Origin of the sequence: Limosilactobacillus reuteri subsp. reuteri (genome assembly GCF_000016825.1) — a bacterium.
Lineage (GTDB): Bacteria > Bacillota > Bacilli > Lactobacillales > Lactobacillaceae > Limosilactobacillus > Limosilactobacillus reuteri.
On the sequence record NC_009513.1, the window covers coordinates 1,184,650 to 1,201,941 of the forward strand.

Consider the following 17,292-nt stretch of genomic DNA (forward strand, 5'->3'; position numbering starts at 1 on the left):
ACGACTACTGCTTTTTATTGTTACTGAAAAATTCTTGAATACTCTTAGCGGTCGATCCTTCTTCTTTCTTACTTTGAACAGTTTTAAATAGTTCTGCTCGTGATTTCGGCGAAAGTCCTAATTGAATGCCAATTGTATTAAGCATTTGAGTAGCATCTTTTAACCTGCCAACTGCAGGATTCTTTTTCCAACCAACAAAATCCTTGCCAATTACTTTTCCCGTTTGAACATCCTGCAAAGAACGATATATTTTTTGCTGTGCTCCTTCTTTTTGTAAGTTATCATAAGCATTTCGATATTCTTGGTATTGAACGCAATATTGTTCAACAAGCATCGAGTCAATTCGTTGAACTCTATTAGTTGCCTCTAAAAAGGGCACTACTTTTCGCCAACATGTCTTTGCAATTGGTGTTAAATATTTAGGTGGACTATATGATAAATGACCGTTATTTTGCTGATAGAATGCGTGTTTTACCATCATCTTTCACCTCTTTTGCTACGATTTTGTATCCTAATAAATTGCTTTTGACCCCCCTAAGTAAAAATTTGAAAATTACTGTGCATCACAAGGAAATTGTTCTGTGTGCTGCTCTCCTCACCTGACCGTACCGGGGGGGATGTTTTATTTTTGGTGCATCAATAGAACGATTTTAGAAATTTCTGATATTTCTGGAACATTTTTCATTTCCATTCCTTGACCAGTTCCATAATATCCTTGCTCCCATTTTGTTTTTAAGCGGTGGCATTTATTACAGATGGTAGCTAAGTTGCTACTACTAGCCATCAGCTTATGATCAAACGCAATAGGAATGATATGATCAACTGTTTTACTATTTGATGTAAGCTTACCGATAGCCTTGCAATACTGGCATAGGTAATGGTCATGGTTTAATACTGATTGTCTTAAATCAACCCACTGCTTACTTCGATAGAACCTGTACTGTTCACTTCTATTATCATTACGATTACGAGTAACAGTGTTGTAATGATGGTTATATTGTTTCTCTTTATGCTGATACTGTTCACTATGTTTACGTGCCCATCGCTGTCTATTGGCAAGGTACTCTGCTTCATGTTCAAAGTGCTTAGGGCAATAATGATTAGGGAACTGAACCATTGCATGACAGTTAGGTTGTCTACATCTTCTATACCTTGGCATTGGTAGCATCCCCTTTCTAGTCTTATGTATGAAAGCAAAATAAAAGACGGTAGCTATTGCTATCGCCTTAATTGTTATTCAACTTATCATCAATCATCTTACGTAATTCTTTGAGGTCGTCCTCATTAGCAATCTCTCTTACAAACTTCTTAGCATGTGAGCGATAAAGATAGACACGCTGTTTATCTTTATTCTTCTCGTTCCACTTCTTGTTAGCTTTGCGCCGTGCCTCACTTAATTCTGCCATCTGTATCACCTACTTTACTAACCAAGTAGCAATACAAATTAGGATAGCAAGCACTGATAGAACGATTGAGATATTATCTTTTGTTTCTCTTTTCATAACAGACACGATTAGAACATGATATAATTTATATACACCTAAACAAGGGCTTTGTTGGAACCCTTGCTGGTGTTAGATTACTTAAATAAGAACGTCAAGATTGATATTATAAAGCTTGCAATGCTGAGATAAAATTTAATATCTTCTCGGCGTTCTTTTTGTAATCTCTTACGTCTATCTGTTCTAATCATCATCCCTCCCTTCACTTATTATAATACACCTATATAGGTACAATATCAAGTGAATTGAGAAATATTCTTATTTATTTTTGTGTACTTTAAAAGCCGGCAAGCTTTGACCTGTCGGCTTTTTCTTTTGTATTTTATTCATGTGTCGTTCGGCTCTGCACAGCATTTGATATTCCTGCCTGCTAGCAACTAAGCCAAACCGTTTAGTCTGAAACATTTTTCCTCCAAAATCATAACCACCCGTCAAACGGGTGGTTTGCACATCGGCTATAAGCCGATAATAAAAGCCGGCGTCTCAAGGCGCTGGCTTTCGCTTTGCTCAAGCCAAAATGCTCTGACTACTTTGCCACCGCTTTAAGCGGTGTTTATACTACCTCACTTACCCTTAAAAGGGTCCGAATATTCCACACTTGTTAGCTTATCCATTGCTATATCATGTTTCTCTTGATCTCGGATATACTTCTTTATCGTGGATTCATTTAATCCAACTGTACTCACATAGTAGCCTTCAGCCCAAAAATGTCGGTTCCCATATTTGTATTTTAAGTTTGCATGTCGATCAAACATCATTAATGCACTTTTCCCTTTTAAGTATCCCATAAACTGCGAGACACTTAGTTTCGGCGGAATACTTACTAACAAGTGCACATGATCTGGCATCATATGACCTTCAATTATTTCTACTCCCTTATATTTGCACAACAAACGAATATAATCTCTCAGGTCTCTTCGGTATTGATTGAAGATCGCTTTACGTCTATACTTTGGTATGAATACGATGTGATACTTACATAACCACTTCGTATGGGCTAAGCTATTTAATTTATTAGCCATATTTATATAACCTCTTTTCCCTTATTGACTTTGGCTTGAACACCTACATCTTAAGGCAAAAGAGGCCTTTTTTATATAATTTTTATCGCCCACCCGCATAGCAGGTGGTTTTTTGTTTCGTGCACTCGCTCTGCTCGCGCACTCAACTAGGTCTAAAGACATTAATAAAAAAAGTCAGTGTTGAACTGACTTAGAGTTATTTAATAATGTTAAGTGTCAATACCGATCCAACTAGAATTATCCAAGTGTAAAATAACATTGTTCCTAAAATTTTAAGAAAGTTTTCCATTCTCATTTATTTCTCCTAAACTTGTTATACCAATTATTTCGTCAAACTCTTTATCTAATTTCCTACAAATGGAACTATCAACATCAATCATTTTATCTGTGTTAATAGCCGTTACACGCTTAACGTGGCTTCCTCGTACAAAATAATACTGACTTTTGCCAAAACTAGAATCTGTTTGAGCGTTATTTATGTTCTTCGATATAAAAAATCCTACTTCATTAGCCGGAGTTGTAAATTTAACAAGTAATTCATCATATATGTAATTTCCTATTTTATCTTTATCAGTGCCCATAAACTTAGGAACAATCGCAACACTTCTTCTTGGAAATAATCCATGACTTGACCAATAATCTTTTCTAACTCTTGCATTATCATTAGAGTGATACTTTAATATTATGGAATAATCATAAACTACATTATTAGAAATATTTTCGATACTAATAAATCTGTAATTCTCAGCTGACCTACTTCCAAGAATTTCATTTATATTAACTGCCGTTCGACCATTGCCCCAAAACAACACTCTTGTTTTCAACACCGGCTTAGGTGTATATGTAAGCGAAAATCTAGGCCTTGATTCTTCGATATGAACAGCTCTTGTAATGTTTTCTTGTCTCCCTTGTTGCCATATAACAGCAACAAAAGCAAGAATTGTTCCAATACTTCCAGCCCAATCAGCGACAGACCCCACATCAGTTGTTGCCCACTTTACAAATGAATCAAACCCATGCAAAGCAAAATAAACAACACTTATAATAACTAGGACAGCAAATAGTGTATAAATTACTTGCTGGTATTTTTTACATAACCTTTTTATTTTATTCATATATATCACCCAATTAAATATAATACAAAAGCCTAGCTATAATAGCTAGACTTCGTTTGGGTGATATATCTAGTTTAACGTCATTGCGGACAATGCTGATGGACGGAATCGAACCGTACCATTAGGGTGTTTAGCCCTACCTTTATCAGCATAATACAGAGAATGATATCGACTAGATCGTTTTTTATTACTTAAGAATTAAGCAATCTCTGCATTACATCACGGCTTAGAAAAAAAAATACTATGCAATTACGAAAGAGGAGCTTTCATCTCCTATCATAGTTAAATTTGCCGTGATAAAGCCGAGAGGTGGATTCAAACCACACTTTTGTCACACGAGACCTTGTGTGCCCATCTTGGATCTCAGCAAGCAGTGCGACTCGTAAAGCACTGCAATTGCGAATATTGGGAACTGCCCCCACAAGTATTGGACTACTCCAGGATACTTGGCATCTAATTTGCATATTCGCATAAAGGACTGACACTCTATTAAGGTTTTATTTTGAGAAATTCGCACACACTCGTATTATAAACACTCCACCTAAGAATCAATCATCACTGTAGTATTAGAAAACATATAGAAGGTGAGTGCCAGTCTTAAACATAAATCATGATTTACTGGGTATCAACGTTTCCATAGCTAATACCCTACGTGGATTATGGTCATCTGCCACCATCGCGTCGGCTTGGTTACCGGATTCCACACTTCCTACGCTTAACAAGAGATCCCTATTGTGAGTATAGTAATGAGTCTTGAAAATACGTAGAGCAGTTAAAGGCTTGCTCGGGCACGTTATTTGAAAAGTAAAGTCGTTTTCGTAATCATTCGACAATACCATAATAAGGCTGTTTTTCTTGAAAATCACGCCAAAGTACCGCCATTTTACCGCCAAAACACCGCCACTTTACTTTTCAACTAAAACATTAGTAGGAATTATCCTCGCTGCTTCCCACAATGCTTCTTTCTGCATACGGTTAAAAGTACGCTCAGAGATATTCAGTTTCATTCTTACCTCTGTTATTGAGCGATGATGATGAACAAAGCGATTATCCAGTATAAGCGCATATAATTCATGCTCGTCTCCCTTTGAAGCAATGTACTTGAGAACTAGTTCACGTCTCCTCCATTCGTTTTGTGCATTTGTCCAATCGATCATACGACGGTCAGGATCATATGTCTTTGCTTTAGGCTGTCCGTCAAAATCAGGCGATCCTAGCGTAATCTTCTTTTTTTCGGCTTCATCTCTCCAATACCAATATTTAGACAACCATTCACGAGCCATGTCGCACGATTCATCACGTTTATACTTTTCAAATATGCTATTCACTTGCCCTACTCCCCTTGTGATATAATTATTTTGTTATACATATATCTCAAGGGCGCTCTCACAGTAGAGCGTCTTTTTTCATTAAACAGCTCCAAACATTAGTAAGACAAACAATCCAAAGACTGCATATCCAATCATGTGCTTATCAAAGCCACATAAAATTTCCGTGATAATAATTGCTGTAAAACATACCAGAGGAATGTATTTCAATAAATCCTTAATCATTCTTTTCCTCCCGCTTTAATTTATTTTCTTCTCGCCGTTGACGCTTCTTGCGTCGGCGGTTTTTACTTTTGCTCTTTGACTTTGCCATGCTTGATCACCTTTCTTGGCAACAACGCAGCTCGTGGATGAGCCATCACATATTTCTGCGCATCATCTAATTGCTCAAAGACTTTGATAATCTCTAAAACACCGTAATCATCTACTAGTTGATCTTTGACAACGTAAACTGTGCCAAAATCACTTTGGCGCTTGAACTCACCATTAGTGATTGCTTTAATCGCTGATACCTGCGCTTCGTTAAAAAGCATCCGGTTGTTTGCTCTAATGCCACTCCCTGACTCAGAGTAGACAACTTCGCCATCATATCTAATCATTAGTCGCACCTCTCATAAGTTTTACGAAATTTTTCATCACTCATTGTTTTCCAATCAGTGAATGTATAATCAAATACGGTAATCTTCCCAAGATTAACAATCCACCAACCACGTTTTAGCGGTAAACAATTATTATCTTTCCGAAAAGTAAAGGTTTCACCAAAGCCATCATCGGTAATACAATATTTCTTCATCATTTCATCTGACCCATCGAACTGTTCAGCCTTAATTGGAACTATCTTTTTATATTTGTGTAGCATTAAGCGATCACCTTTCTTCCACAATAATTTGCGCCTTCTTATAGTGATTTGGCGCCAACATAGTAATTTCATAGAATGCTTCTGGATCAACAGGATCTCCAAAATCACGCTTAGAAGCAGCACGCCAAGCTTCATCCTTTGAATGAGCAACAATGACTTTAGATGAGTTGTCATCATCAACTAGATAAAAGTGCATTACAAACGCTCCTTAATCTCATCAATCCGTTGCAAAAGTACATCAGCATACACTTGCATAGCGTTGTACTGAATAATCATTAAGCGCTGCTCTTTATCGCTTAATCGGTTGTACTCGTCTGTGTGCATGAACTCATCTAGTCGATTCATTCTGCCTGCAACTTCCGCATTCTCTTTTGAAAGTTTATTAGCTAATTCAATGTTAGTGGCAGTTTGTTTATCAGTAATTTCAAAACTAAATGATTGAACATTGTCTCTGTTGCTTCTGCATACATTAATAATTTGGAAGTTGTCCCATTTTACTTTTTTGATAAAATCATTGAATATTTCTTCTTTTGTCATTATTTTTCCTCCTCGTTCAGTGGTCGACCACACATAGGGCAACAATTAATAGTTAAATTCCAGCCGCCAAACACATAGCCATCGTCATCTCCAATGACAATATTGTTATCTGTCATGTCTTTGTTCGATGCATCATATTTGATAGTTAAGTTGCCATTAGAGACCTTAGGATCTATTGAGACACACAATCCCGGTATGTTGACAATATTCTTTTTGTGATGGCAATACGGGCAATTCTTTTGCTTTTCAGTTAATTTCATTAGTTGCCTCCAGATATGACCTCTTCAACGTTCATATTCTTAATGTCTAGTTCTTGAACATCATATTCATCTATCCACGATTCAGATATTACTTCCATCTCATTAAACCAAGCTAGTTCTTTAGCTCTTTCCTCATTAGCAGCCTTAACAATATAGCTATCAAAAAAAGCGTTAACTCTATACAGCTTTATCATTCTTTATAAACACACTCCATTTCGTCTTGCTCTTCATACCGCCTTATAAATCAATTAAGTTGGCAACTACAAAAGCAATAATCATCAATCCAATAATCAGACTAAATATTGTTTCAAGGCTAACCTTGCAGATAATTATTGTGATAATAATTGCCGTTACACAGACAATCCCCACACATAACGGTAATTGCTTCATTACTTCCACCTCTTTCGATTCGTCACACTATGGTGTTTCTTTGATTTTGATAGCTCATTTATCGATATTCCACAGGAACAAATCGCATTAGCAATTATGTTTAGTGCTTTGTATCGCTTTCTTTGATAAGGCGGCAGGCTCATTAATTTTGCTTTCATGATTTGTCGCTTACGAGTACGCTTGCTCATTCAATCCCCGCCTCTTTCAGTTTTTGATCTACCATGATTTCAATACGCTTATATCCGCTGTCTATTTGCTTGGCTAGTTCTCGCAATGAATGAATAGGTCTTCCAGCGTCAACTTTCTTTTCGTAGAACTTGATAGCTTGGCCATACGTGTTGAACCACCACTTTTGTCCCGATGGAGTACCGTTCTTTCGCATTTTGCCATCTTTCTGAACAATGTTGAGCGCTTCGCCGTCACTGACGATGGCAAACTTATTATCTAAATCAATCGTTATCATTTTTCTTCTCCGCTAACATTTTCAATGCTTCTAAGTTAGTTCTTGTGCTTGTTGATAATACTTTTACTTCTGTGCTCATTGCGCTACCTCCTCACAGTCATTTAGTTCTTCTAACGTACTCCAGGGCCATGAGCCATTTGGGCTATCGGCTTCTGAAACGTATTTAAAAGGCTGGTGATTTATAGCTAAGTAGGGCATACGCTTATGAATCCAGCCCCCGTCATTTAAATTTCGTTCGTACCAAGAGTGATCTTTCATTACGATTACAAGATCAACTGCTAACTCTTGTTTGGCGTCTTCTGGATCATGATTGAGCTGAGAAAAATGAAAACTAAATTCTTCCCAATTCATTGCAAGCTTGCCATCTGCTGACCCAATCCATGCAATCTCCTCTTCTGGAGCAAAAATTAAATCATTAATCTGCTTAATTAAGCTATTGTTTTTCATGCTGTCTTTGCCTCCTTGTAATTCCAATTGGTGCAGGCTTTGTCACGTATTAAACAACACTGATGGCACCATTCTTTAGCCTGTTGTTTCTTTTTATCCCCGACAGGCTTTCTAAGTAGCCATTTAAATTGTTCTTTATTCCAAGGTACTTGATACTCGCAATTATGCTCATCAAGCATTTGCAGATAATAAACTGCTATTTGTAGCTTAGTTTTGATAAAACGCAGGTTAGCAGCTTCTTGTGTTACACCGTTATATTCACTATCAGTTACTTCTAATAGCTTCCGAGTAGAAGCCCATTTCTTTTTCACTTCTTCTTTAGTCATGTGGCATCGGATCCCCACTATCATCAATTCTTTCGTAGTGTTGTTTGTTAGGCTGTTCTTCTTGTTGCTTTTTGAACCACTCTGGCATTGGTTCGTTAATTGGTTGACGTTTACGTGAGCCACTCTTTTGCTGATATTCACGGCTCATTTGTTGCTCGTGTTGTTGTTCAGACTTTTTAGCTTGTTCCACCGTTTTAATTGACTGTTGATCGTATCGTTCAAACGTTTTTGCTAAATAGCGATCAGCGCCCTTAGAAGCTATATTTCTTCTTAATGCATACGTAATTACATGAAGAACTAAGTCAGCTCCATATTTATTCGTCCACTCAGTTAAATCTTGTTGAGCAATTCCATTAGGAAATCCCCAGTTGTTTTGCCAAAGCTCGAAAACATCTTTGACGGAATGCTGTGCATCACTTAACACTTTATTAGTATTATTTAAATCAGTATTAGTGTTATCAGTGATTAGTAGTCCTTGATTTTCCGGAATCGGTTTTTCCGATTTCGATTTTTCTGGTTTCGGTAAATCGCCTTTCGGCACCGAACTGTGATTTTCTGGTTTCGGTATTTCTTGGAGAACATAATCATACGTTGAAAATTTACCGTCTTTCCGATTTTGAGTTCGCTTCAAATAGCCAAGTTCCATTAACTCTTTCATCGCACTGCTTACAGCTGATTCACCATCTTTAAAATGTGTAGCAATCTCACTGATATAGAATTGCCAATCATCTGGCTTACTCCACATATACGCAAAGAGTCCTAAGGCTTTAAGGTGCATTCTTGGATCATTGATTATGTCATTATCAATGATCGTGAAGCCTTTAATCTTAATTTTTTTAACGCGTGCCATGTTTCTATACCTCGATTTCACTTGCATGTATAAATCCGCTTAACATCTTCGTTTCACGGCAATAATCACATTTGCCACAATGAACAGGTTCTTCTTCTCCAGTCATCACTTTCCAAAAATGCGGTTGTAGTTCTTTCACTTTGTCTAAATCGGCTTGCATTTGGTAATCATCATCAACGCCGTTAAAATCAATTGCCATTTTGTCAGGAGGCGTTTGCTTGCTGATCGCAAAGATAAGTGGCTGGCACTTTTTACCAAAGGTCTGCTTGATTAATTCACGATAAACGGCCATCTGTAGGTCATATTCTCGGTCTTGAATAAATGGCACATATCTATGTTCATAAGTGTTCCAGTGACCCTTGTGGATGTCGTCAACGGTCTTCAAATCACAGAAGTAGCCTTTATCAAGCACAAGGCTGTCAATCTTGCCTTTCCACAAGTAGCCGTCAATCTCACCTGTTACGATTACTTCCTTGTCGCCTGGAGCGTAGAAGTAATTGAACATATCATCGGCTTGCAACGTTTGAATCATGCTATTAGCACCCTTAAATTCAGCTCTAAGGTGTCCGTTTGGATTAGTTTTTGTTGGGTGGGTCATAAGTGCTTTCTTATTCTCTTCGATAAAGTCTTGGTGACTCTTAGCGCTCTCAAAGTAAGAATGTACGTAATTACCAACAAGAAGAGGAACAGGGCTAGAAACGGGTTGCCAATCCTCCTTGAGCTTAGCTAATGCACGAGCTTCACACTTCTCAAAATCCTTGAATAGTGAGACACTCATATATTGCCAATCGGTCTCATGAGAGTAGTAATTATCAGCTGTCAGCTTCATCGGCTGGCTTGATTGTTCTCTCGTTGAAGAGTTCTGTTTGTCCGTCTGCAATTTCTTCACTTGATTCTTCATTGCTGTTGCCACTATTGCTTACCCCTTTAGCCTTTGCTTCTTGTGACTTTTGAAATCCTTCTAGTAATTCATCAGTACTTTGTTTTTCATCCTCAACAGGTGTGACATCTCGGCGCTCATCATCGTATTCGTTGCTTGTTGTATCGTTGATAGCACCCGTTAAGAGGTGGTCGCTATCATCAGAAGTGTTAATGAACATCTTAGCGGCACGATTAAGCACAGTACGCTTTGCCATTTCTGAGCCGAACTTATTCTGTACGTCATGCGTCTTAGATTGATTCCAACTAACTTTGATCTGTTTTTTTGTCATAATTGTTAAATGATCCACACCATCAGCAGTTGTAATAATGGCATAAGCTCCAATTAATTCATTGTCTTGGTTCGTCCAATCAAGATGAGTGTTTTCAGTATCAAGGACTAAATGTCCATGACGATCAATCGAAGTATTTACTTGATCTCCTTCATAAATTGCTTGAGCATCTACATCAGTAATGTTCTCTAGCCTTAGAAGAGCAGCGGTTGTTCCAAAATAACTGCGTCGCAACTGTAATTCGTTGCCATAAGCGATAAAATAGCATTGATCTTTTGCGGGGCTTAATCCTTGCACCACCATATCCATCAAGGATTGAATAATTGAATTAGGCGTACATGCTTGTAACACAGGAGTTTTACCTTTAGTTTTGACAGCTTGGAGCCTTAAAAGTGCTTGTGTTAGCGCATTTGGAACACTGTAATTCGCTGGTAAATCTAAGCCTTGATTTTGCTGTTTATTTATACGTGCATCTATTACGGTTCTTAATTGACCAACAGCTAATGCACCAGTTTGATTGATATTAACGCTACTAAGAATACTATTTGCTTTGTCTTGCAATTCTTGATTAATCGCTACTTGATTATTCATGAACTAGTCCCTCCTCATCAGCTAGGCGATATGCCTCAGCTTCTACTTCTTTTGCATCTTGCTTAAAATCGCTCTGATTATCTAGATCGTCTAACAGATATGTCATTGCCCGTGCTATGTCATAATCATAAGCGCCATCGCTTAAAATCAGATTCACGTTATAGAGGTTTCTTGCTAAAACTTTCTGCATTCTTTTAAGTCGTTGTTTATAAAATTCATTCATGTGTTATAATCTCCTTAGTGTTATAATTTTCTTAGTTACTTATTGCCATCGGCTGTGTCAGAGCCGGTGGCTTTTTTAGTCTTTAAATCCCATAACATCAGCAGGTAGAAAAATAGTAGGAATACTGCTCCTCCATAATCTCCTAAGCCTGTGCAATAGGTTATCCATGCGCCTATCAGCATTGCTGTTACTTTGGAATTAACGATCTTTGTTAGTGTCATTTGTTTCACCTCCTTTCACTGATATAATCATCTCGTTAGGAGGTGATTATTTATGCAAGATAAAATTGTTGTTAGCTCTTTTTGGGCAACCGTATTAGTAATAGGCACATTACTTTCTCCTATAGTGACAATTATTCTTAATCGGATTTTTGATCTCGTTGCGAAACGCCTTAACAATCAACACGAAAGATATGAATCTTATAATTCTCGGAGAAGAGAATTACTTGAGCAATATTTAGTTGGTTTAGTAGAAGCAGAGAGAGCAGAAACTCCTGAAGAACGAAAAAACTTAAAATTGATTGAAGTGTCTTACTTACTGATTCCATATTTACCAAACTATATGCAAGAAACTTTTCAACGTTATGCTCTTGAAGCTGCTAACCGAAAACATGACGCAAAAAGTAATGCAGATTTTCAAACGGTTACCATTTTTATTAAAGAGTTGCTAGACCCACGAGGACGCAGATGGATATACTCCACAAAGCATAAAAAATGGATTTGGAAGCGTCCAAATAAAGCATTATCATGTTTCCGACAATGGCGGTCAAAATGGAAATAGTTAGTAAACTCATCTACCTATTCCTCCTTAACAAACGTAATTCTTGAAATAGCTGATTTACTTCTTCAGGAGCAGGTCGGCTATTTTTATCCGACAAAACTTTTAAGATGTAAGTTGCTAATGCTTTGTATAATTCTTTTTGCACGTCACTACCTCCTAATGCTTCTTCTGATAACGTGGCTTAAGCACGTTTAGCTTCTCACCTTCGATAACGTTGACAATTGCTCCAATTAAGAAGCAGCCAATAATCGTCAACACGCACCACGCTAGATACGCCATTTAATCACCTCTCAACGCTTTTACATATGGACTTTCATGATCTTCGTAGTATCTTTCTGATCGAAATGTTTCAAACTTTTGATATTCCTTCAGATCAACGCGACCACTGGCAAGAAATACTTTTTGCCAATCTGGATAGTTTTCTTGTGCCCATGACCTGCGTCTGTTAAAGGTTGATAATGACATAGGAACTTCAATTTCCTTATTTCCAACCTTTTTTATTGACTTCCAAACATTGCAAAACTCTAGCCTGTTCATCTGGTATAAATATGGGCTCATCTAATCACCTCCTAAGCCTCAATTACTGGTGCATTTAAGAACTTATTAATGAAATATTGTTGTCCTTTGCCAGTCACTTTCGTTGTAATGTTGACAGTTGTATGCCCATCAGAATGATTAATTACTGTTTCTTTAGTCTTAAACAGGCCTAATTCCATCGAACGCTGAGTAGGAACATTACGATTACTTCCTCTTGTTCCCAAGTAGCCATTCTTTCTCATCCAAGCAAACAGTCTATTTTGCCCAATATTTACTCCGTTTTGGCGAAGGATTTTGGCAAGCTGTCCAATTAGAATGCTTGAGTTGCTTGTAGAAACCGCGTCCGCAAACAGTGCCTTTGGCTTCATCTGCTCGTTCTCTGCTTGAAGTTGCTTACGTTGCTCTTGTTCCCTTTTTAACTGAGTAGCAAGATTAATGATTGTATCTGGATTAAGCAGCGCTTTTTCAATCGTTTGTGGTGTCATATAGGCACCATGCTTACGGATGGCTGGTAGCACTTCACTTGTTACCCAGTGCTTGAATTCTTTGGCGGTTGGTAACTTGCTACCAAGGATTAATGAATAAAGACCCGATTCATTGATGAGTGTTACCTCTCGATGTTGGCCTGCCAGAACGATTCGTTCAGTCAGCTTGTCATCTGCATCAACGTGGTCTCGGATTGCCTTTGGACCATTTGAATACTGGAGGATAGCCGTAAGATCACGTCCAATAAAATATGGTTCATCGTTAAGCGTCATTGTCCGGACTTGTTGTCCATGAAAATTAAATAATTGTGGTTCGTTCACACGAGTCATCTCCTTTTCAGTAAAGTTCATTTCGATAATCGCAATATTTTATTTAAAAATTTTTTCAATAGGTATCCCTAGTTTCTTTGCTAAAGGCGGTAATTCGGTAGCTTGAAATCTATATTTCCCTTGTTCACGACGATAATATTTTTCTGGTTCCTTAAGGCCTAAAGCAGAAGCCATATCACCATACGTAAAGCCCTTTTTTGACCGTAATTGTTTAATTAAATTAAGATTTATAGTACCTGGCATTTATTAACCTCCTTCCATTACATTGCGATAAGCGCAATTAATTTACGATTATTATATTACATTGCTATTTTCGCAAAGTCAAGGTTTTTATTGCAAAAATAGCAATATATATTAAAAACATTTGCGAATTGCGCTATACTTATTGCGTAAAGCGCAACAAGAAAAGGAGGCCATCCGTTTGAACGATGACATTTTACGAGAAAAGATAATAAAGCTACGAGAAGAACGTGGTTGGAGTCAGGCAGAACTCGCTCGACGCATAAACATGAATAATACTGCCTTAAACAAAGTTGAAAAGGGAACTCGCAAATTGTCTAGTTCTGAACTCAGTGAGTTGGCTTCTGCTTTTAACGTTACTACTGATTATCTCCTCGGTCGGACACCTACACCTCAATTTACTCGGCGAGATGAACGTGACGTACAAAAAACACTTGAAGAAATGTTCAACGGTTTAAGCGATAAAAACGCCCTTTCCTATATGAAAAACGGCGACCAAGAAATTGATGAAGAAGATGCTGAACTATTACGGGCTTCTCTTGAAAATGCAATTCGTATGTCAAAAATTCTTGCAAAAAAGAAATTCACCCCTAAAAAGTATCGAAAGAACGATGACTAGGGGTGAATGTGAATGCGTAATGCTGATTGGATAAAACAAAAAGCGTTAGAAGTTGTATATGATGCTGGTACAAATAATCCTATGAAAATTTGTGAAGAGAATGGGATCTACGTTTGTCACCAAGATCTTGGCAAAGCTTTTCTTGGACACTATACAAATATAAGACGCATCCCATTAATCACGCTTTCATCGCAAAATAGTGAATTTGAAAATACTTATACATGTGGTCACGAATTAGGTCATCATTATTGTGATCATGGGAATAACACCGAGTGGCTTTCAAGGCAGAATTTAAAATTTAATACTTGGGGTTCAGAATATGAAGCCAATCTTTTTATGGTTAATATTATGTTAGCTGACGTTGACTTATCTGAATTTGAAACAAAGGAACAACTACTAAAAACATATGGTATTCCACTCTGGGCATCACGATACGTTGATCTTTTAAAGTAAAACTTTTCAAACAAAGGCGAAGAACGAAAAGAAATTATCAACTGGGTTAAAGAGGATGACTAACTTTTATGACCAAAATCTGATGTCGTTAAAAGCTGAATTTTATTTATATTAAGGAGTGTCATTTTATGGCTAAGAAAATTACGGATAAAGATGGAAATGTCTATGTGCAGAAAAAGGCATGGTATAAACGTTGGTGGGTATGGGTAATAATTGTACTTGTACTATTATTTGGAATCGGATCAATGGGAAGCGATGACAATAGTACTTCTTCATCATCAGATGCAGCTACCGAAAGTTCAACTAAATCTTCAAGTAGTAGTACCCATGCAACTTCACAGCAAACTGCTGCACTTCATTCAGCCGAAACATACGCTAATGATATGAATATGTCTAAAGCAGCTATCTTAGATCAATTAACTTCAGATGCTGGCGACAAATTTGCCCAATCAGATGCTCAATATGCTGTTGATCATGTAAAAGCTGATTGGAATAAAAACGCCTTAAAATCTGCAGAATCCTATCAAAAGGATCAAGATATGTCAACCGAAGAAATCCGCGATCAATTAACATCCCCTGATGGAGATCAATTTACTCAGGAACAGGCTGACTATGCTATCAATCATTTATCAAAATAAGCAATAATTTATATATTATTACCGGCATTATGCCGGATACATAGTTGTCCAACCAAATTGATGACATTAAAAGCTATTTAATATTCAAGTTTTAAACCGGTCGAAATCGACCGGTTTAAAAAGCACTATAAAAGAACGTATGTACGGGAAGGACTGTTTATTATGAATAAAAATGAACTGCTGGAATATATAGATACTAACTCCACCGCCATTACTATTTTCAAGGATAAGGTACGAACTGAGCAGGAAGCCAAAAATAAAAAGCGTCAACCCGCTAAGCGATGGAACGAAGCTAAGATTGAGCGCACCGTAGATAAATTTACCGATGATTTTATCAGTAATGTTTACGACAAGTTATATAAGGGGGTGAAAGCCAATAGAAATACACCAAGAAATAAATGGATTGAGTTTATCGAAACTAACGAAATCCTTGATAGTTTAGAAGAATCAGTAAGTATGATGGAGATTGGAGAAGATTAATTATGTGGATGCAAGAACGCAATGGGAAATTCCGCTTCTTTGAGCAATATAAAGATCCTCTAACTAATAAGACTAAAATCATTAGTATTACAATGAAAGACCATAAAAAGAGTACTGCTAAGCAAGCTCAAATTATTCTAGATAATCGCATATCCAAAGCTTTATCAAAAGTCGGTATCGGAAAAATAATTCATGGAATTACACTCAAACAGTTACTTGGTGAATATACTAAATATGAAAAGCCGCGAATTAGGAGATCAACGTATTATAGCCATCAAACAATGGTTAATACCTTACTAGATATTTTTGGCAACGATGCCTTAGTTGAAAAATTTACCCCGCTTATCATTACTGAAAAACTAGAAAGTCTAATGTATGGGGATAGAGAGTTGTCCAGTGGCTATGTATCACGATATAAGTACTATCTACACAAGTTATTTGATTATGCCGTAAAACACTCATATACAAAAGATAACCCAGTTGATAACGTTAAAATTGATTATAAGGCCCCTGCTAATGGTCAACAAATTAAAGATAAGTTCCTCGAAGCTGACGAACTGAAAGCCGTGCTCAAGTATCTATATAACAATACTAGAATCTACGGAGAACTTTGCGAATGGTTATATCTCACCGGGCTACGTTTTGGTGAAGCAGCCGCTTTAAGTTTTGATGACGTTTACCAAAAGGACAATCATTGGTTTGTAGATATAACTGGCACATTAGAGTATAAACGAATTAAAATCAAAGAACAAAAAAAGAGTGACGCACCTAAAACCTCATCCTCAGTCCGTAGCGTTGTACTACCAAAGAAAGCCGTTCAAATTTATCTTGATCTGAAGAAAAAATCTAATGGCAAAGGTTTTATCTTCGCAACCGAAAACGGCACACCGATCCAAACGGCATCAGTAAATACTGTTTTAAGATCAGCAAAGAAGAAACTTAAACTTAATAAACCACTAAGTACTCATGTATTCAGACATACCCACATCTCGAAAATGGCCGAGTTAGGAATTCCGCTATATGTAATCCAACAAAGAGTTGGTCACTCCAGTAGTAAGATTACCTCCCAGATATATCTTCATGTGACACAAAAAGCAATTGAAAAGGAAGCGTCAAAACTTGATGAACTATAAAAACCTACCAAAAACCTACCATTTGCTTCGAAAAATTATTTTTACTCTTTCTTTTTTCTTAAAAATGATTTTAAAACAAAAAAGAACCCTTGATACACAAGGGTTCTGCACTACTAGTTGTCGCGACGACGTTCAGCGATACGAGTAGCCTTACCAGTACGTTCACGTAAGTAGTAGAGCTTAGCACGACGTACACGACCGTAACGAAGAACATCAATCTTGTCAACACGTGGTGAGTGAACTGGGAAAGTACGTTCAACACCTACACCGTTACTGATCTTACGTACAGTGTAAGTAGCACTGATACCAGCACCGTGGCGCTTGATAACAACACCTTCGAACATTTGGATACGTTCACGTGAACCTTCAACGATCCGAGCGTGAACACGAACAGTATCACCGGCACGGAATTCTGGAATATCATCCCGTAATTGACTAGCAGTAATCTTTTCGATTAACTTATTTTGACGCAT

General features: G+C 37.3%; 33 protein-coding genes. 6 read left to right on the forward strand and 27 right to left on the reverse strand.

Translation table 11 applies throughout. The annotated features are described in order from the left end of the window. Nucleotides 1-4 precede the first annotated feature (4 nt). From LREU_RS05875 to LREU_RS05985, 22 genes are all read right to left on the reverse strand, one after another. Entirely contained in the window at nt 5-478 is a 474-nt protein-coding gene (locus LREU_RS05875) for a phage terminase small subunit P27 family (RefSeq protein ID WP_011953499.1), read from the reverse strand. Between the two features lie 144 nt (nt 479-622). Beyond that, nucleotides 623-1,159, reverse strand: coding sequence for an HNH endonuclease (locus LREU_RS05880; protein ID WP_003666921.1), 537 nt, complete (start codon nt 1,157-1,159; stop codon nt 623-625). A gap of 67 nt (nt 1,160-1,226) precedes the next feature. After that, nucleotides 1,227-1,406 (reverse strand): hypothetical protein, encoded by a 180-nt coding sequence (locus LREU_RS05885; protein ID WP_003666920.1) that lies wholly within the window; start codon nt 1,404-1,406, stop codon nt 1,227-1,229. Between the two features lie 659 nt (nt 1,407-2,065). Further along, complete coding sequence (gene tnpA / locus LREU_RS05895) at nt 2,066-2,524, reverse strand: IS200/IS605 family transposase (protein ID WP_003664118.1); 459 nt, start codon at nt 2,522-2,524, stop codon at nt 2,066-2,068. A gap of 272 nt (nt 2,525-2,796) precedes the next feature. Further along, nucleotides 2,797-3,639 carry a hypothetical protein gene (locus tag LREU_RS05900; RefSeq protein WP_003666918.1) on the reverse strand — a complete coding sequence of 281 codons (843 nt, stop codon included), beginning with the start codon at nt 3,637-3,639 and terminating at the stop codon, nt 2,797-2,799. Between the two features lie 905 nt (nt 3,640-4,544). Further along, on the reverse strand, nt 4,545-4,967 hold the full coding sequence (locus LREU_RS05910; protein WP_003666916.1) for a hypothetical protein: 423 nt from the start codon (nt 4,965-4,967) through the stop codon (nt 4,545-4,547). 81 nt (nt 4,968-5,048) lie between these two features. Next, nucleotides 5,049-5,192 carry a hypothetical protein gene (locus LREU_RS10470; protein WP_003666915.1) on the reverse strand — a complete coding sequence of 48 codons (144 nt, stop codon included), beginning with the start codon at nt 5,190-5,192 and terminating at the stop codon, nt 5,049-5,051. Nucleotides 5,193-5,254: 62 nt separating this feature from the next. Next, complete coding sequence (locus LREU_RS05915) at nt 5,255-5,566, reverse strand: hypothetical protein (RefSeq protein ID WP_003666914.1); 312 nt, start codon at nt 5,564-5,566, stop codon at nt 5,255-5,257. Then, nucleotides 5,566-5,826: a hypothetical protein gene (locus LREU_RS05920; RefSeq protein ID WP_003666913.1), complete on the reverse strand. Its 261-nt coding sequence runs from the start codon at nt 5,824-5,826 to the stop codon at nt 5,566-5,568. The genes LREU_RS05915 and LREU_RS05920 overlap by 1 nt, the downstream gene beginning before the upstream one ends. Nucleotides 5,827-5,833: 7 nt before the next feature. Beyond that, nucleotides 5,834-6,022, reverse strand: coding sequence for a hypothetical protein (locus LREU_RS05925; RefSeq protein ID WP_003666912.1), 189 nt, complete (start codon nt 6,020-6,022; stop codon nt 5,834-5,836). After that, nucleotides 6,022-6,363, reverse strand: a complete 342-nt coding sequence (locus LREU_RS05930) for a crAss001_48 related protein (RefSeq protein ID WP_003666911.1) — start codon at nt 6,361-6,363, stop codon at nt 6,022-6,024. The genes LREU_RS05925 and LREU_RS05930 overlap by 1 nt, the downstream gene beginning before the upstream one ends. Further along, nucleotides 6,363-6,623, reverse strand: coding sequence for a hypothetical protein (locus LREU_RS05935; RefSeq protein ID WP_003666909.1), 261 nt, complete (start codon nt 6,621-6,623; stop codon nt 6,363-6,365). The genes LREU_RS05930 and LREU_RS05935 overlap by 1 nt, the downstream gene beginning before the upstream one ends. Continuing rightward, complete coding sequence (locus tag LREU_RS05940) at nt 6,623-6,817, reverse strand: hypothetical protein (protein WP_003666908.1); 195 nt, start codon at nt 6,815-6,817, stop codon at nt 6,623-6,625. The genes LREU_RS05935 and LREU_RS05940 overlap by 1 nt, the downstream gene beginning before the upstream one ends. Nucleotides 6,818-6,860: 43 nt before the next feature. Beyond that, nucleotides 6,861-7,013, reverse strand: a complete 153-nt coding sequence (locus tag LREU_RS10475; RefSeq protein ID WP_003666907.1) for a hypothetical protein — start codon at nt 7,011-7,013, stop codon at nt 6,861-6,863. 184 nt (nt 7,014-7,197) lie between these two features. After that, entirely contained in the window at nt 7,198-7,476 is a 279-nt protein-coding gene (locus tag LREU_RS05950; protein ID WP_003666905.1) for a hypothetical protein, read from the reverse strand. 75 nt (nt 7,477-7,551) lie between these two features. After that, the gene (locus LREU_RS05955) at nt 7,552-7,923 is read right to left on the reverse strand and encodes a hypothetical protein (protein WP_003666903.1); all 372 of its coding nucleotides are present in this window, start codon (nt 7,921-7,923) and stop codon (nt 7,552-7,554) included. Next, nucleotides 7,920-8,249 (reverse strand): hypothetical protein, encoded by a 330-nt coding sequence (locus tag LREU_RS05960; RefSeq protein WP_003666901.1) that lies wholly within the window; start codon nt 8,247-8,249, stop codon nt 7,920-7,922. Before LREU_RS05960 ends, LREU_RS05955 begins: the two co-directional genes overlap by 4 nt. Then, on the reverse strand, nt 8,242-9,099 hold the full coding sequence (locus tag LREU_RS05965; RefSeq protein ID WP_003673373.1) for a DnaD domain protein: 858 nt from the start codon (nt 9,097-9,099) through the stop codon (nt 8,242-8,244). Before LREU_RS05965 ends, LREU_RS05960 begins: the two co-directional genes overlap by 8 nt. A 4-nt stretch (nt 9,100-9,103) precedes the next feature. After that, nucleotides 9,104-9,928 (reverse strand): PD-(D/E)XK nuclease-like domain-containing protein, encoded by an 825-nt coding sequence (locus LREU_RS05970; protein WP_003668359.1) that lies wholly within the window; start codon nt 9,926-9,928, stop codon nt 9,104-9,106. Then, nucleotides 9,912-10,901 carry a recombinase RecT gene (locus LREU_RS05975; RefSeq protein ID WP_003668360.1) on the reverse strand — a complete coding sequence of 330 codons (990 nt, stop codon included), beginning with the start codon at nt 10,899-10,901 and terminating at the stop codon, nt 9,912-9,914. The genes LREU_RS05970 and LREU_RS05975 overlap by 17 nt, the downstream gene beginning before the upstream one ends. Next, a complete protein-coding gene (locus LREU_RS05980; RefSeq protein WP_003666975.1) occupies nt 10,894-11,124 on the reverse strand; it encodes a hypothetical protein in 231 nt (76 codons plus the stop codon). Before LREU_RS05980 ends, LREU_RS05975 begins: the two co-directional genes overlap by 8 nt. Before the next feature lie 35 nt (nt 11,125-11,159). After that, complete coding sequence (locus tag LREU_RS05985; RefSeq protein WP_003666974.1) at nt 11,160-11,345, reverse strand: hypothetical protein; 186 nt, start codon at nt 11,343-11,345, stop codon at nt 11,160-11,162. A 52-nt stretch (nt 11,346-11,397) separates the two neighbouring features. Between LREU_RS05985 and LREU_RS05990 the strand changes: the two genes are divergently transcribed. Beyond that, nucleotides 11,398-11,904, forward strand: coding sequence for a hypothetical protein (locus LREU_RS05990; protein ID WP_003666973.1), 507 nt, complete (start codon nt 11,398-11,400; stop codon nt 11,902-11,904). Nucleotides 11,905-11,917: 13 nt separating this feature from the next. On the opposite strand, the gene LREU_RS10640 is transcribed toward LREU_RS05990, so the two are convergent. From LREU_RS10640 to LREU_RS06005, 4 genes are all read right to left on the reverse strand, one after another. Continuing rightward, nucleotides 11,918-12,049, reverse strand: coding sequence for a hypothetical protein (locus tag LREU_RS10640; RefSeq protein ID WP_003666971.1), 132 nt, complete (start codon nt 12,047-12,049; stop codon nt 11,918-11,920). A gap of 134 nt (nt 12,050-12,183) precedes the next feature. Beyond that, nucleotides 12,184-12,462, reverse strand: coding sequence for a hypothetical protein (locus tag LREU_RS05995; protein WP_003666969.1), 279 nt, complete (start codon nt 12,460-12,462; stop codon nt 12,184-12,186). Between the two features lie 11 nt (nt 12,463-12,473). Continuing rightward, complete coding sequence (locus tag LREU_RS06000) at nt 12,474-13,199, reverse strand: phage antirepressor KilAC domain-containing protein (RefSeq protein ID WP_282595905.1); 726 nt, start codon at nt 13,197-13,199, stop codon at nt 12,474-12,476. A 96-nt stretch (nt 13,200-13,295) separates the two neighbouring features. Beyond that, nucleotides 13,296-13,499, reverse strand: a complete 204-nt coding sequence (locus tag LREU_RS06005; protein WP_003666967.1) for a helix-turn-helix transcriptional regulator — start codon at nt 13,497-13,499, stop codon at nt 13,296-13,298. Between the two features lie 178 nt (nt 13,500-13,677). Between LREU_RS06005 and LREU_RS06010 the strand changes: the two genes are divergently transcribed. The 5 genes from LREU_RS06010 to LREU_RS06030 all read left to right on the forward strand — a co-directional run bounded on the left by LREU_RS06010 (nt 13,678) and on the right by LREU_RS06030 (nt 16,819). After that, nucleotides 13,678-14,115, forward strand: a complete 438-nt coding sequence (locus tag LREU_RS06010) for a helix-turn-helix domain-containing protein (RefSeq protein WP_011953501.1) — start codon at nt 13,678-13,680, stop codon at nt 14,113-14,115. Between the two features lie 12 nt (nt 14,116-14,127). Beyond that, nucleotides 14,128-14,568: an ImmA/IrrE family metallo-endopeptidase gene (locus tag LREU_RS06015; protein WP_003666963.1), complete on the forward strand. Its 441-nt coding sequence runs from the start codon at nt 14,128-14,130 to the stop codon at nt 14,566-14,568. A gap of 128 nt (nt 14,569-14,696) precedes the next feature. After that, a complete protein-coding gene (locus tag LREU_RS06020; protein WP_003666961.1) occupies nt 14,697-15,206 on the forward strand; it encodes an Ltp family lipoprotein in 510 nt (169 codons plus the stop codon). Nucleotides 15,207-15,368: 162 nt separating this feature from the next. Next, the gene (locus tag LREU_RS06025) at nt 15,369-15,686 is read left to right on the forward strand and encodes a hypothetical protein (RefSeq protein WP_003666960.1); all 318 of its coding nucleotides are present in this window, start codon (nt 15,369-15,371) and stop codon (nt 15,684-15,686) included. Nucleotides 15,687-15,688: 2 nt separating this feature from the next. Continuing rightward, nucleotides 15,689-16,819: a tyrosine-type recombinase/integrase gene (locus tag LREU_RS06030; RefSeq protein WP_003666958.1), complete on the forward strand. Its 1,131-nt coding sequence runs from the start codon at nt 15,689-15,691 to the stop codon at nt 16,817-16,819. Between the two features lie 113 nt (nt 16,820-16,932). On the opposite strand, the gene rplS is transcribed toward LREU_RS06030, so the two are convergent. Then, the gene (rplS, locus tag LREU_RS06035; RefSeq protein ID WP_003675625.1) at nt 16,933-17,292 is read right to left on the reverse strand and encodes a 50S ribosomal protein L19; all 360 of its coding nucleotides are present in this window, start codon (nt 17,290-17,292) and stop codon (nt 16,933-16,935) included.